Genomic DNA, 14,808 nt, shown 5'->3' on the forward strand with positions numbered 1-14,808 from the left:
CGGTGGCGGAATACGTGGGTGACATCGGCTCCATGGATGGGGGCGATTATCGCCCGTGCAACACGCGCGCACATCGGCGGCGGCGCCGGCACCGCGCCGTTCATGTGAACCCGCCACCGCCGGCTGGCGCGGCCGGGCAGCGGCTGCAATCATCGAGGCATGTCGCCGGCTCCTCTTCCACCGCGGGCGCTTGCCCTCGCCCGCCGCAAGCGCATTGCCGCCGCCATGCTGGTGCTGGCGATGTTCCTGTTCATCGCGGGCAGTTGGCTGGAGCTGCGCCATTCCCACTGGGCCTTCGCGCTGCTGGTCGCCATGGCGGAAGCGGCGCTGATCGGCGGGCTGGCCGACTGGTTCGCGGTGGTCGCGCTGTTCCGCCATCCCCTCGGCCAGCGCTGGATCCCGCACACGGCGATCATCCCGGGCAAGAAGGAAGCGCTCGGGCGCGCACTGGCCGACTTCATCTGCGAGCACTTCCTCCATTCGCGCGAGGTGCTGCGCAAGCTCGACGAGTTCGATCCGGCGCGGCGGCTGGCCTCCGCGCTGTCACGCCCCGAGCACGCGGCGCGCGTCGGCGCGCTCGTGGTCGACCTGTCGCCGCATCTGCTGGCGCTGCTGGACAGCGAACGGCTGCACCGGTTCCTGGAACGGCTGACCCGCGAACAGCTGCGCCGGATGGACATTGCCGCGCTGGCCGGTCAGGTGCTGGAAGTGATGACCCACCAGCGTCGCCACCAGGCCCTGCTCGACAGCGTCCTGCGCGACGTCGGGACGGTGCTGGCCGACCCCGCGACGCAGGAAACGATCGCCGCGCGCATCGCGCCCCAGTTGTGGTCGGTGCTGCGCCTCACCGGGCTCGACGAGCCGGTCGCCCGGCGACTGGCGGCGCGGGTCGTGGCGGGAGTGAGCGACCTCATCGGCGAAATGGCCACCGAGCCCGGGCACGAATTGCGCCTGCGCTTCGACGATTACGCCGCCGATTTCGTGGAGCGGCTGCGCAGCGACCCCGCCCTGCAACACAAGGTGGCCATGTTCCGCGACCGCCTGCTGGACGACCCCGCCCTGCCCCGCTACGTTCGCGGCCTCTGGGACGACGTGCTGGAGTGGCTGCAGCAGGACCTCCGCCGCGAGGACTCCGCGGTGGCCGCACGCGCTGCCGGCATGGCCCTGCTGCTGGGCGAGCGGCTGTCGGCCGACGGGCAGATGCGCGACTGGATCAACCGGTGGCTGCGCGCCACGGTGGAACCGATGGTGGACAAGTACCGCGGCAACATCCGCGACTTCATCGTCGAGCGGATCGGCCGCTGGGACACGCACGAGCTGGTCGACGAACTGGAACTGAGCGTCGGCGCCGACCTGCAGTACATCCGCTACAACGGCACCGCGATCGGCGCGTTGATCGGTGGACTGCTGTTCGGGATCGTGCAGCTGATAGAGCGGATCGGCGGCGGATCAGCCCTGCCGTAGCCGCTGGACCGCCCCTTCCGCCGCCTGCTCGAGCAGCGACCAGACATGCTCGAAATGACCGGCGTCGCCGGTGTACGGATCGGGGATTTCGCCGTTCGGCTCCACCCCGGCCCAATCCAGCAGCAGTGCGACCTTGGTCCGGCCGGCCGCATCCGGCGCCAGCGCACGGGCGTCGCGGAGGTTTGCGCGGTCGGCGACGAGCAGCCAGTCGAACCGGTCGAAATCGGCGCGCGACAGCTGCCGGCCGCGCAATCCGGAAATGTCGACGCCATGCCCGGCCGCGGACGCCACCGCTCGCGGGTCCGGGCAACTGCCCACGTGCCAGTCGCCAGTGCCGGCGGAGTCCAGCTCCACCTGCCCCTCGAAGCCGGCACGCGCCAGCCGGTCCCGCAGCACGCCCTCGGCCATCGGCGAGCGGCAGATGTTGCCCAGGCACACCAGCAACAGGCGCACCGGCTCAGTCACGCGCGGCGAGCCTCGCCTCGGCACGGGCGAGATCCTCGGGCGTGTCGACGCCAGGGGGGAACGGCGCGGGCGTCAGCGCCACCGCGATCCGGCATCCGGCTTCGAGGACTCGCAACTGTTCCAGCGATTCGACCTGCTCCAGCCGCCCCGGGGGCATCGCGGCGAACCGCTGCAGAAACCCGGCGCGGTAGCCGTAGATGCCGATGTGGCGGAGCCAGGTGTGGCTTTCCGGCAGGCGGCTGCGGTCTTTCGCGAACGCATCGCGCGGCCACGGAACCGGTGCGCGGCTGAAATACAGCGCATCGCCATTCTCGGCCCGCACCAGCTTGACCGCATTGGGATCGAGCAGGGTCTCGACGTCTTCCACCGGAGCCGCCAGCGTCGCCATCTCTGCGCCACTGTCACGCAGCAACGCCGCGACGGCCCGGATCCCCTCGGCCGGCGCAAACGGCTCGTCGCCCTGGAGGTTCACCACCGCGGTGTCCTCGCCCCAACCCGCGATGCGTGCGCATTCGGCCAGCCGGTCGGTGCCCGACGCGTGCGCGGTCGAGGTCATCGCCACCTTCACCCCGCTGCCCTGCAGGGCTTCGGCGATGCGCGGATCGTCCGCCGCGACCCAGACCTCGCGGGCGCCGGCCGCGAGCGCCCGGCGTGCGACATGGAGGACCAGCGGCTCGCCGGCCAGCGGGCGCAGGGGCTTGCCGGGCAACCGGCTGGCGTCGTGCCGGGCCGGGATCGCCACCACGAAATCGTTCGATGCAGTCATGTCCGCGATTGTGGCGGATCGAGCGATTGCAGGCGATCCAGCAACGAGATCCAGAAGCCCTCCGGCAATTCCGCACGCACCGGCACGCTGTAGAACGCGTCCGTCGCGAAGTCCGCGCACTTGACCGCGTCCTTCTCGGTCATCAACACCGGCAACGGGCTGCCGAATTCGAAATCGGCCGCGCGGTAGCGGTGGTGATCGGCGAAGGCATGCGGCACCACCGCGATGCCGAGCCCGCGCAGCATCGAGAAGAACCGGTCCGGATTGCCGATGCCGGCGACCGCATGGACACGGTGTCCCACGAAGCTCTCCAGGGCTCGCGGACGGCCGCCACGCACCGGCATCACGCGGTCGGCCAGCAGGCGCATCGGCCATTCGCCAAACCCGGCTTCTCCGCCGTTGATCACGCGGAAATCGCAGGCGGCGCCGCGGTCGGGCAACTCGCGCAGGGGGCCGGCCGGCAGCAACTGGCCGTTGCCGTAGCGTCGCCTGCCGTCGACCACCTCGATCTCGATATCGCGCTGCAGCCGGTAGTGCTGCAGGCCGTCGTCACAGATGACCACGTCGCAACCCGCCTCGGCCAAGGCGCTGGCGGCGGCGGCGCGGTCGCGGTCCGCCCGCAGGCGTGCCGCGGTGCGACGGGCGATCAGCACCGGCTCGTCGCCACCGACGGTCGGAGGGGTTCCCGCCTCCACCCAGACCGCGCTGGAGACGTCGGTGCGGCCGTAGCCGCGGCTGGCGACGCCCGGATTCCATCCTTCGCTGCGCAGGCGCTCGACCAGCGCGATCGTCAACGGCGTCTTGCCCGCGCCACCGGCGGTGATGTTGCCCACCACGATCACCGGCACGCCGGGATGGCTGCGCCGCAGCCAGCCCTTGCGGTACAGCCAGCGACGCATACCCGTGACGAGCGCATACACGGACGCCAGCAGCCGGGCGGCGAGCGGTATCGGCGCGTCGCCGTACCAGTACGCGGGCTGGTGTTCGCGTCGCGGGCCGGGAACCGTCGGACCGGCGTTCATTGCGCCTCGCGGAACTGCATGCGGTGCAGGTGGGCGTACAGCCCGCCGCGCGCCAGCAGTTCGGAATGGGTGCCGCGCTCGACGATGCGCCCCTCGTCGAGCACCAGCACCTGGTCGGCGTGTTCGATGGTCGACAACCGGTGGGCGATCACCAGCGTGGTGCGGTCCGGCATCAGGCGTTCGAGCGCGTCCTGCACCAGCCGCTCGGACTCGGTGTCGAGGGCGGCAGTGGCCTCGTCGAGGATCAGGATCGGCGCGTCCTTGAGCATCGCGCGGGCGATGGCGAGGCGCTGGCGCTGGCCGCCGGACAAGCGCCCGCCCTTGCTGCCGATGTGGGTTGCCACGCCCTCGGGCAGCCGCTCCACGAACTCCATCGCGTTGGCGCCGCGAATCGCGCGGTCCAGCCCCGTCGGTGGCGCCTGCTCGAGCTCGCCATAGGCGACGTTGGCCGCCACGGTGCCGTCGAACAGCATGACCTGCTGCCCGACCAGGGCGATCTGCCGCCGCAGGTCCGGCAGGCGGTACTCCCGCAGCGGATGGCCGTCGAGCAGGATCTCGCCCGACTCGATCTCGTAGAAGCGCGGGATCAGCTTGATCAGCGTGGATTTGCCGCTGCCGGAACGGCCGACGATCGCGGTCACCGTGCCCGGGCTGGCGGTGAAGCTGATATCGGACAGTGCCTGCCGGGGCTGCCCGGCGTAGCGGGCGCTGACGTCGCGGAACTCGATGTGGCCACGGGCGCGCTCCAGCGGCCGGTTGCCTTCGTCCGCTTCGTCCTCGGCATCCATGACGTCGAACAGGCGATCGGCCGAGGCCACGCCCCGCTGCAGCATGCCCTGCACGTTGGTCAGCTGCTTCAGCGAAGGGATGATGGCCATCATGGAGATCATCAGGGTGACGAATCCACCTGCGCTGAGGCGCCCGGCCATCGCTTCGCGTCCGGCGAAGAACAGCAACAGAGCGAGCCCCATCGAACCCATCAGCTGCACCATGGCCGAAGAGATGCTGCGGGTCGATTCGACCTTCAGGCTGAGCTTCAGATGGTGGTCGGCCTGCGCGGCATAGCGCTGCAGTTCAACGCCTTGGGCGCCGTACACCTTGACTTCCTGCTGGTTGCCCAGCGCCTGGTCGGCGGACTGCATCAGTGCCGCCCCGCTCTCCTGGATCTTGTGGCTGATGCGGCGGTAACGCTTGCCGACCTTGTCCATGATCCAGGCCAGCGGCGGCGCCATGATCAGGATCGCGATGGTGACCTGCCAGCTGGTCCACAGCATCACGCCAAGCATCGCGATGACCTGCAGCGACTGCTGCAGCATGACCTTCATCGCGTCGATCGCCGCCTGTGCGACCTGGTCGCTGTCGGAGCCGAGTCGCACCAGCATGGAGGGCACCGGCTCGGCGTCGAAGCGCAGGCCTGGCAGCCGCAGGTACTTGCCCAGCACACGCACCCGCAGGTCGCGGGCGATGCCGCGGCCGGACTTGGCCATGTGGATGTCGGTGATGTAACCGGCCACGCCACGCAACAGGAACAACGCCACGATCGCCAGCGGCAACAGCAGGCTGAATTCGCTGTCGCGGTCGATGAACGTCTCGTCGACCACCGGCTCCATCAGCTTGGTGAACGCGGCGGCGCTCGCCGCTTCGAACAGCATGCCCACGCCCGCGATCACCAGCAGGCTGCGGTAAGGACGCGCGAAACGGAGCAGCCGCCGGTAGACCTGCCACGGCGACGCCGCCGGGCTCACCGCGTGCCCCCGGCACCACCGCCACCGGGCGCCGGCGCGGTCGCCACGAGGATCCGCTGGAAACCCAGCTGCCCCAGCGCGTCCTGCACCGTGACCACGGCCTGGTACTGGGTACGGGCATCGGCTCGCAGCAGCACCGGGCGGTCGCGGTCGGCGCCGGCCACTTCGGCAATGGTCGCCTTCAGCGCGCCGATGTCGGTACGCAGCACCTCGCGGTCTTCCACGAAATAGCGGCCTTCGGCGTTGACCAGCACGATCAGCGGCTGCTGGGCATCGCTTTGCTCGCCGGTGGCGCGCGGCAGCTCCAGCTGGATCACCGAGCGCGCGTCGAAGGTCGCGGTGACCACGAAGAAGATGATCAACACCAGGATGACGTCGATCAGCGGAACCAGGTTGATCTCCGGCTCGTCGTCGGCGCGATGGTCGCGGATCCGCATTTCAGCTCGCGCTCACCGGCGGGTTGATGCCGTGCCCGCCCGGTGCGGACGCCGCCGGCGCCGCGGCAGGCTGGAGGGTATCGAGCAGCTGCATCGCCTCGTGCTCCATGTCGACGATGTACTCGGCAATGCGGCCGCGGAACCAGCGGTGGGCCATCAGCGCCGGGATCGCGACGATCATGCCGGTGGCGGTGCACACCAGCGCCTTGCCGATGCCGCCGGCAAGTTCGTTGACGTCGCCGATGCCGCTGTCGCCGATCACCAGGAACATCTGGATCATGCCCACGACGGTGCCGAACAGGCCCAGCAGCGGACCCGCGGCGGAGATCGTCCCCAACGTGTTGAGGTAGCGCTCCATCCGGTGCACCAGGTGCCGGCCGACATCCTCGATCCGCTCGCGGACCTGGTCGCGCGGCCGATGCCGCACATCCAGCGCGGCGGCCAGCAATGCACCCAGCGGCGACGTGCTTCGCAGTGATTCGATGTGCGCGGGGTCCAGCTTGCCACCGGCGGCCCACGTGCGGACTTCCTTGCCGAGGCTGGGGGGCACGACCGCCGTGCGACGCAGGGTCCACGCCCGCTCCAGGATGATGGCCAGCGCCAGTACCGTGAGCACCAACAGCGGGATCATCGGCCAACCGCCGGCCTTGACCAGTTCCAGCACGTACAACCTCCGGCCAGGGGCCGATCTAGTCCGGCCGATAGAATAGCCCAGCCGGCATCACCGCCGTCGCCGCCTCCGCGCGCCGTGCGGCGTCCCACAGGCGGGGGTGTGCGGCCCGTCGCGTTTCCGGTTGCACCCCGCCGGGTGCCAGCCGCACGGTCAGCGCACCGTGATCGCCGGTGTCCCAGGTCGCCGCCCCGGCATCGCGCCAGCGCTGCATGATTTCAGGCTTCGGGTGCCCAAATCGATTGCCGTGGCCACTGGACACCAGCGCGTGGCGGGCGCCCGTCGCGGCGACGAAGCCCGGATCCGACGCACTGGCACTGCCGTGATGGGCCACCAGCACCACGTCTGCCCGGATGGAGCTCCGCTCCGTCTCTATCCCCCGCCGAACCAGTTCGCGCTCGATCACCTCGCCGATATCGCCCGTCAGCAGCGCCGAGCCGTGAGCGGTGTCGATGCGCAGCACGCAACTGGCTTCGTTACCGAGATAGGGAAAGTGCAGACCGGGATGGAGGAACCGGAACGACACGCTGTCCCATTGCCAGTGATCACCCGCCAGGCAAGGCGATGTGCCGACGACCGGCGCCCCGTCGGGTGCGACCGCCCGCACGACGGGCATCTCGCGCCGCACCGCTTCGAAACCGCCGGCATGATCGCCATCTCCATGGCTGACCACTGCCACATCCAGCCGGCGTACGCCGAGCGCACGCAGCGCGGGAACGACGACGCGCTCGCCACTGTCCCAGCCACCGGGTGTGGCCGGCCCCATGTCGTACAGCAGGCTGTGCCGTGCCGTACGGACCAGCACCGACAGCCCCTGCCCCACGTCGAGCACCTGCAGCTCCACCTCGCCCGGTGCGGGAAGCTGTCGCGCCGGCCACAGCAGCGGCAGCCATAGCAGCAACGCAAGCGACCGGCCCGGCAGTCCGCGCGGAAGCAGCAGCCAGAACGCGCCCGCCATGGCCAGCGGCAAGGCGAACCAGCGCGGTTCCGGCAACCACCACAAGGCGATGCCGCTGCGGGACAGTCCGTCGAACAGGGGCCAGCTCAGGTCGAAACACCACGACGCCGCCAGCCATGCCCACGCGCCCCAGCCGGACCGGACCAGCTCGAGCGCAGTGCCCAGCAACGAGAGCGGCACGACCACCAGGCTCCACCACGGCACCGCGACCAGGTTGGCCAACGGCCCGACCAGCGAAGCCTGGCCGAACAGCACCACGCCGACCGGCAACAGGCCGACGGTGGCGACCCCCTGCGCCGATAGCAGGTCGCGGACCGGTCGCCTGCCCGCATCCGGCAGGCACCAGAGCAACCACAGCACGCCGAGGAAACTCAGCCAGAACCCGGCCCCGAGCACCGCCAGCGGATCGGCCAGCAACATCACTATCGCCGCCATCGCCAGCGTGTCGAACGTCGACGAGGACCGGCGGAACACCCGCAGCGCCACCACCACGGCGATCATCAACACGGTACGTACCGTCGGCAGCGCGAACCCGGCGACGGCGGCGTAGAGCAGCGCGCCCGCGAGTCCGGCAATGGCCGCGGCCACCGGCCGGGGGCAACGCCGTCCGAGCGCCGGCCAACTCCACCAGACGCCCGCCGCGAGCAGTGCGAAGAACCCCGCGACCAGACCGACGTGAAAGCCCGAAATCGCGATCAGGTGGGTGAGGCCGTTCGCACGGAGTACCTGCCAGTCCGCGTCCTCGAGGCCCCGGGTATCACCCAGGGCGAGTGCGCGGACAAAGCGCGCGCCGCCATCGGGCACCGCCACCGCGATCCGTCCCGACGTCCCCTCCCGCCACGCATCCAGCCCGTCAGCGGGTGCCAGCAGCCGGGCCACCTCCGGCGCACGGACGTGGCCGCGTGCGGCAAGCCGGCGCGCGAGTGCGTGCTTCTCGCTGTCGAACCCTCCCGGATTGCGTAGCCCCCGGGGCGCCCGCACCCGTACGGTGAGTTCCCATCGTTGCCCGGCCAACAGGCGATCCCGCCCCGTGGGTTCACCATCGAAGCCGTCGTACCAGGACAGCTGCAACAAACGCCCACGCAGCGGCTCGGGTTGTTCGTCCAGGTCGTCCACGCGGAAGGCGAACGCCGTGCGCCGTGACAGGTGCTCCGGGAGTTCGACCACCCGCCCCTGCACGGTGACCTCGCGCTTCTCCCATTCCGCCGGCAGTTGCAGCGACAGTGCGTGGACCGCGTGCAGCCCGGCCAGCGCGAACCCGAGCGCGAGCGCCCCGAACCACCGCCATGTCGCCACCCGCCACCACAGTGCAATGCCGGTAAGGGCGGCGATCGCCAGTGCCCAGTAAGGCAGCGGTGAAGGCAGCGAGAGGCCGCCACAGATCCCGGCCAGAAGCCCGAGTGCGACCACCACGCCGAACGGCGCAACCCCGGGCACACGACCCCGGTTGTCCGCGCGTCGCGGGATGGCCGGAATGTCCATATCGGGCGGCGTCCCTGCCGCTTCGCTCATGGCGTCGTCCTTGTCTAGATCTCGCTGGCCGGCAATTCGCGGAGCTTGCCGTCGTGCAGTTCCAGCACGCGGTCGAGGCGCCGGGCGAGGCGCCGGTCATGGGTGACCAGCACCAGGCTGGTGTGCTGCTCGCGGTTGAGCGACAGCATCAGGTCGAACACCGTCGCCGCGGTTTTCTCGTCGAGGTTGCCGGTGGGTTCGTCGCCCAGCACGCACGCGGGCTGGTTGACCAGGGCGCGTGCCACCGCGGCACGCTGGCGTTCGCCACCCGACAGCTCACCGGGCTTGTGGTCGAGCCGGTGGCCGAGGCCGACGGTTTCGAGCAGCCCGCGCGCGCGCCGCTGCGCTTCCGGCATGCCGGTGCCGTTGAGGAGCACCGGGAGCATCACGTTCTCGACCGCGGTGAACTCCGGCAACAGGTGATGGAACTGGTACACGAAGCCAAGCGCGCGGTTGCGCAGCGCCCCGCGCGCCGTGTCCGAGAGCGCACTCATCTTCTGCCCGGTGACGAACACCTCGCCGGCAGTCGGGGTGTCGAGGCCACCCAGCAAATGCAGCAATGTGCTCTTGCCGGCACCCGAGGCACCGAGGATGGCGACCGTCTCACCCTTGTGGACGTCCAGCTGCAGCCCGTCGAACACCGGCGTGCGCAGCTTGCCTTCGGCATAGACCATGCCGAGGCCGTCGCAGCTCAGGACGGTCTCGCGCTCGGTGATCGCATCATTCATAGCGAAGAGCCTCCGCCGGTGGCGTGCGCGCCGCCCGCCATGCCGGGTAGATCGTGGCGATGAGCGCCATCACCAGCGCCACCGCGGCGATCGCCACGACATCGCTGGCCTTCAGTTCCGTCGGCAGGCCGGTGATGTAGTACACGTCCTCCGGCAGCAGGGTCACGCCGACCACCTTTTCGATCGCGAACAGGATCGACTCCAGGTTGAGCGTCAGCACGATGCCGCCGACCACGCCCAGCACGGTGCCGATCACGCCGATCAGGCTGCCCTGCACCACGAACACCTGCATGACTCCGCGCGGACTGAGGCCGAGCGTACGCAGAATGGCGATGTCGGCCTGCTTGTCGGTGACCAGCATGACCTGCGAGGACACCAGGTTGAACGCGCCCATGGCGATGATCAGCGACAGCAGGATCGCCATCATCGTCTTCTCCATGCGCAACGCACGGAACATGTTGGCGTTGTCGGTGGTCCAGTCGCTGACCTGGTAAGGACCTCCCAACTCCACGGCGAGGTCGCGCGCTACGTCCCAGGCCAGGTTCATGTCGTGCAGCTTCAGCCGCACGCCGGTCACCCCCTCGCCCATGCGCAGCACGCGCTGCAGGTCGTCCATGTGGACGAAGGCCATGCTGCGGTCGTACTCGTTGTACCCGACCTCGAACACGCCACTGACCACGAAACGCTTGAACTGCGGGAGGGCACCGATCGGCGAACCGCGCGCCTCGGCCAGCATCATCACCACGTCGTCGCCGACGCCGACTCCCAGCCAGGCGGCGAGTTCGCGTCCGAGAATGATGTTGAAGCTGCCGGGCTCCAGCGACTCCAGTTCGCCCTGCACCATCTTGTCGCCAAGCACCGAAACGCTGCGCTCGTCGGCGGGAATCACCCCGCGCACGAAGGCCGGTTGCTGCCGCGCACCGTTGAGCAGCGCTTCCTTTTCGACGTACGGCGCGGCACCGGCGACGCGCTCGTCTGCCAGGGCAAGGTCGACCGCTCGCTGCCAGTCGGTAATGGGCTCGCCGTAGGCGCTGACGGTCGCGTGCGCGGCCATCTGCAACATGCGGTCGCGGATCTCGCGCTGGAACCCGGTCATCACCGCCAGGGTGGTGATCAGTGCCGCCACGCCCAGTGCGATGCCCAGGATGGACGCGAGCGAGATGAAGGAGATAAAGCCATTGCGGCGTTTTGCGCGCAGGTAGCGCAGGCCGATGGCGACAGGGATGGGTTTGAACATAGCCCGTTATGGTGCCATCGAACGCGGCGGACGCGGTGCAGTTTCGACCGTCGACGCCAGCCGGAGTTCACGCGCACGGGCCGGCGGCAGGGTGTCGGGCCACCAGACCAGCCGTTGCCTCCGTCCGGTCGCGCCGGTCCAGCGGGCGAAGGCAAGCGACCCTCGCCAGTCCACGCGGAAATCGCGCACGCACTCCCCGTCGACGTGGACTGCCCCGTCTTGGGCGATCGACACCCCGCGCACCGGGCGCCGGGACTCTCGCCAGGACAACCAGAACCCCCACGCCATCGCGCCAAACGCGGACGGCCACGCGAGTCGGCGCGGCAGGTCGGAGGCGACCACGGCGATCGCGGCACAGACACCAAGCAAGACGAGGAGGCCGACCAGCCAGCGCGAGGCACGCCAGTCGAATCGCAGGTCCCCGCCCTCACGTGGCTGCGGGAAGGGAGCGGATCCGCTGGACGAGTGTGGCGAGTTCGGCATCGGCGGGAGTGTCGTGGCCCATGAACCAGTGCCAGAGCTTATCGTCCTCGCAGGCCAGCAACCGTAGGAAAACCCCGCGCTGCTCCTCCGACTCCTGCCGCCAGAGGCGATCGATATACCGCCCGAACAACTGGTCGAGCTCACGCATCCCGCGTCGCGACTTCCAGCGCAGGCGGCGCAGTTCGGCTTCGTCCGCGTCGTTCATGGCGCCGGGCTCAGCGCAGCCATTCGACCGCGAGCACGATCCACAGCGCCCAGAGCACCAGCCCGCCGCCGAGATACGCGTAGAAGCGGTGGATGACCTTGTTGTAGGTGCAGTGGATCGCGCTGTGCAGTACACGCAACCCGACGAACACCCACGACAGCGCGAGGAACACCGGACCCGCGCTTGCGGTGGCCGCGGCCGCGGCAAGCGCCAGGTAGAACAGCACCGGCAATTCGAACAGGTTGCGGAAGTTGTCGGCCGCCCGGCTGTCGGTGAGCAGCGCGCTGGACTGTGCGGCGGTGGCAACCCGCTGCGGATGGATCCGCTCACGCTTCATCTGACCCACCCGCATGAAGTACATGCGGAACCACACGAGGATGGTCAGCGCCACCATCGCCAGCGCGGGAAGGAAGATCACGCGTGCGTCCATTGCGACTCCAGCGGACAGGAAACCTGGCGGAACGGCACGGCTGGCGTGGACCCCACGCCCTGTCCCAGCCGCCCCGCGCGTCGGGTCATCAGGCGCGGCGCGCCAGCATGAGCTTCTTGATCTCGCCGATCGCCTTGGCGGGGTTCAATCCCTTCGGGCAGGTCCGCGTGCAGTTCATGATGGTGTGGCAGCGGTACAGCTTGAAGGGATCCTCCAGGTCGTCCAGCCGCGCGCCGGTGTCCTCGTCACGCGAGTCGATGATCCAGCGGTAGGCCTGCAGCAGGATCGCCGGGCCGAGATAGCGGTCGCCGTTCCACCAGTAGCTCGGGCAGCTGGTCGAGCAGCAGGCGCACAGGATGCATTCGTACAGGCCGTCGAGCTTCTTGCGGTCTTCCGGCGACTGCAGGCGCTCGCGGTCGGACGGGGTCGCACTCTGGGTGCGCAGCCACGGCTTGATCGACGCGTACTGGGCGTAGAAGTGGGTCAGGTCCGGCACCAGGTCCTTGACCACTTCCATGTGCGGCAGCGGATAGATCGGCACGTTGGCTTTACCGCAGTCGTCGATCGCCTTGGTGCAGGCCAGCGTGTTGGTGCCGTCGATGTTCATCGCGCACGAGCCACAGATACCCTCGCGGCACGAGCGACGGAACGTGAGCGTCGGATCGATCTCGTTTTTGATCTTGATCAGCGCGTCCAGCACCATCGGCCCACACGCCGCGAGGTCCACCTCGTAGGTGTCGACGCGCGGATTCATGCCGTCGTCCGGGTTCCAGCGATACACCTTGAAGGTGCGCGGGTTCTTCGCACCTTCCGCCGGCCAGTGGCGGCCCTGCTGGATCTGCGAGTTCTTGGGGAGAGCGAATTCGGCCATTTCGGTTTCCTGCGTGCCGGATCAGTACACGCGCTTCTTCGGCGGGATGACGTCGATCTCACCGGTCAGCGTGTGCATGTGCACCGGCCTGTAGTCGATCTTCGTCTCGCCGTTCTCGCCGACCCAGCACAGGGTGTGCTTGAGCCAGTTGACGTCGTCGCGCTCGGGGAAATCCTCGCGCGCGTGGGCGCCGCGCGACTCGGTACGGTTGGCCGCCGACACGATCGTGCCAAGGGCCTGTCCAAGCAGGTTCGACAGCTCGTAGGTCTCGACCAGGTCGGAATTCCAGATCAGCGAGCGGTCCGACACCCGGACATCGGCGAACGAGGCATGGATCTCGCGGATCTTCGCCACGCCTTCGTCGAGGGTCTCTCCGGTGCGGAACACCGCCGCGTCGGCCTGCATGGTGCGCTGCATCTTGTCGCGGATGACCGCGGTCGGAGTGCCGCCGTTGGCATTGCGCAGGCGATCCAGCCGGGCCAGCGCCTCGTCGCAGGCATCTCCCGCGAGCGGCGCATGCGTGCCGTCCGGGGTGATGGTTTCCGCGCAGCGGTTGGCGACCGCGCGGCCGAACACCACCAGGTCGAGCAGCGAGTTCGAACCCAGCCGGTTGGCGCCGTGGACCGAGACGCAGGCCGCCTCGCCGATCGCGTACAGGCCCGGGACCACCGCGTCCGGGTTGCCATCCTTCAGCTGGACGACCTCGCCGTGATAGTTGGTCGGGATGCCACCCATGTTGTAGTGGACGGTCGGAATCACCGGGATCGGCTGCTTCTCGACGTCGACGTTGGCGAAGATCCGGGCCGATTCGGCGATGCCCGGCAGCTTCTCGTGGATGACCTCGGGCCCCAGATGGGTCAGGTCGAGCAGGATGTGGTCCTTGTGCTCGCCGACGCCCCGGCCATCGCGGATCTCCATCGTCATCGAGCGGCTGACCATGTCGCGCGGGGCGAGGTCCTTGACGCTCGGCGCGTAGCGCTCCATGAAGCGCTCGCCGTTGCTGTTGCGCAGGATGCCGCCCTCGCCTCGCACGCCCTCGGTGATCAGGCAGCCGGCGCCGTAGATGCCGGTCGGGTGGAACTGCACGAACTCCAGGTCCTGCATCGCCAGTCCGGCGCGCAGGAACATGCCGCCGCCGTCGCCGGTGCAGGTGTGTGCGGAGGTCGCGCTGAAGTAGGCACGGCCGTAGCCACCGGTCGCCAGGACGGTGCCCTGGGCACGGAACAGGTGCAGCGTGCCGGTTTCGAGCTCGAGGGCCAGCACGCCGCGGCAGGCGCCGCTGGCGTCCATGATCAGGTCGAGCGCGAAGTATTCGATGAAGAACTGCGCGTCATGCGCGAGCGACTGCTGGTACAGCGTGTGCAGGATGGCGTGGCCGGTACGGTCGGCCGCGGCGCAGGTGCGCTGGGCCGGCGGGCCTTCGCCGAATCGGGTGGTCATGCCGCCGAAGGGACGCTGGTAGATCCGCCCGTCCTCGGTGCGCGAGAACGGCACGCCCTGGTGTTCGAGCTCGATGATCGCCGGGATCGCCTCGCGGCACATGTACTCGATCGCGTCCTGGTCGCCCAGCCAGTCCGAGCCCTTGACCGTGTCGAAGAAGTGGTAGCGCCAGTCGTCCTCGCCCATGTTGCCCAGCGCCGCAGCCACGCCACCCTGCGCCGCGACGGTGTGCGAGCGCGTCGGGAAGACCTTGGTGATGCAGGCGGTCTTGAGGCCCTTCTGGGCGAGGCCGAAGGTCGCGCGCAGGCCCGCGCCGCCGGCGCCGACCACGAGCATGTCGAACTTGTGTTCCTGGATCTTGTATGCAGCAGGCAT

14 protein-coding genes are annotated in these 14,808 nt (G+C 69.3%); 1 reads left to right on the forward strand and 13 read right to left on the reverse strand.

The window, feature by feature from the left end:
- Positions 1-159: 159 nt before the first annotated feature.
- Entirely contained in the window at positions 160-1,464 is a 1,305-nt protein-coding gene (locus U8331_RS08430) for a DUF445 domain-containing protein (protein WP_481130602.1), read from the forward strand.
- Here U8331_RS08430 and U8331_RS08435 read toward each other — a convergent pair.
- The 13 genes from U8331_RS08435 to sdhA form a co-directional block, all read right to left on the reverse strand.
- A complete protein-coding gene (locus tag U8331_RS08435) occupies positions 1,450-1,917 on the reverse strand; it encodes a low molecular weight protein-tyrosine-phosphatase (protein ID WP_481132933.1) in 468 nt (155 codons plus the stop codon). The two genes, U8331_RS08430 and U8331_RS08435, sit on opposite strands and share 15 nt — an antisense overlap.
- Before the next feature lie 4 nt (positions 1,918-1,921).
- Positions 1,922-2,695 carry a 3-deoxy-manno-octulosonate cytidylyltransferase gene (gene kdsB, locus U8331_RS08440; RefSeq protein ID WP_481130603.1) on the reverse strand — a complete coding sequence of 258 codons (774 nt, stop codon included), beginning with the start codon at positions 2,693-2,695 and terminating at the stop codon, positions 1,922-1,924.
- Positions 2,692-3,717, reverse strand: coding sequence for a tetraacyldisaccharide 4'-kinase (gene lpxK, locus U8331_RS08445; protein ID WP_481130604.1), 1,026 nt, complete (start codon positions 3,715-3,717; stop codon positions 2,692-2,694). The genes kdsB and lpxK overlap by 4 nt, the downstream gene beginning before the upstream one ends.
- Entirely contained in the window at positions 3,714-5,462 is a 1,749-nt protein-coding gene (gene msbA / locus U8331_RS08450) for a lipid A export permease/ATP-binding protein MsbA (RefSeq protein ID WP_481130605.1), read from the reverse strand. Before msbA ends, lpxK begins: the two co-directional genes overlap by 4 nt.
- Positions 5,459-5,899 carry an ExbD/TolR family protein gene (locus U8331_RS08455; RefSeq protein ID WP_481130606.1) on the reverse strand — a complete coding sequence of 147 codons (441 nt, stop codon included), beginning with the start codon at positions 5,897-5,899 and terminating at the stop codon, positions 5,459-5,461. The genes msbA and U8331_RS08455 overlap by 4 nt, the downstream gene beginning before the upstream one ends.
- Position 5,900: 1 nt before the next feature.
- Entirely contained in the window at positions 5,901-6,563 is a 663-nt protein-coding gene (locus U8331_RS08460) for a MotA/TolQ/ExbB proton channel family protein (RefSeq protein ID WP_481130607.1), read from the reverse strand.
- 25 nt (positions 6,564-6,588) lie between these two features.
- Positions 6,589-9,039 (reverse strand): DNA internalization-related competence protein ComEC/Rec2, encoded by a 2,451-nt coding sequence (locus U8331_RS08465; RefSeq protein ID WP_481130608.1) that lies wholly within the window; start codon positions 9,037-9,039, stop codon positions 6,589-6,591.
- Between the two features lie 14 nt (positions 9,040-9,053).
- Positions 9,054-9,767, reverse strand: coding sequence for a lipoprotein-releasing ABC transporter ATP-binding protein LolD (gene lolD / locus U8331_RS08470; RefSeq protein ID WP_481130609.1), 714 nt, complete (start codon positions 9,765-9,767; stop codon positions 9,054-9,056).
- A complete protein-coding gene (locus U8331_RS08475; protein ID WP_481130610.1) occupies positions 9,760-11,004 on the reverse strand; it encodes a lipoprotein-releasing ABC transporter permease subunit in 1,245 nt (414 codons plus the stop codon). Before U8331_RS08475 ends, lolD begins: the two co-directional genes overlap by 8 nt.
- Positions 11,005-11,431: 427 nt before the next feature.
- Positions 11,432-11,692 (reverse strand): FAD assembly factor SdhE, encoded by a 261-nt coding sequence (locus U8331_RS08480; protein ID WP_481130611.1) that lies wholly within the window; start codon positions 11,690-11,692, stop codon positions 11,432-11,434.
- 10 nt (positions 11,693-11,702) lie between these two features.
- The gene (locus tag U8331_RS08485) at positions 11,703-12,122 is read right to left on the reverse strand and encodes an MAPEG family protein (protein WP_481130612.1); all 420 of its coding nucleotides are present in this window, start codon (positions 12,120-12,122) and stop codon (positions 11,703-11,705) included.
- Between the two features lie 88 nt (positions 12,123-12,210).
- Positions 12,211-12,993: a succinate dehydrogenase iron-sulfur subunit gene (locus tag U8331_RS08490; protein WP_481130613.1), complete on the reverse strand. Its 783-nt coding sequence runs from the start codon at positions 12,991-12,993 to the stop codon at positions 12,211-12,213.
- Between the two features lie 21 nt (positions 12,994-13,014).
- Complete coding sequence (gene sdhA / locus U8331_RS08495) at positions 13,015-14,808, reverse strand: succinate dehydrogenase flavoprotein subunit (protein WP_481130614.1); 1,794 nt, start codon at positions 14,806-14,808, stop codon at positions 13,015-13,017.

This window comes from Lysobacter sp. CC-YZS074, assembly GCF_056739745.1.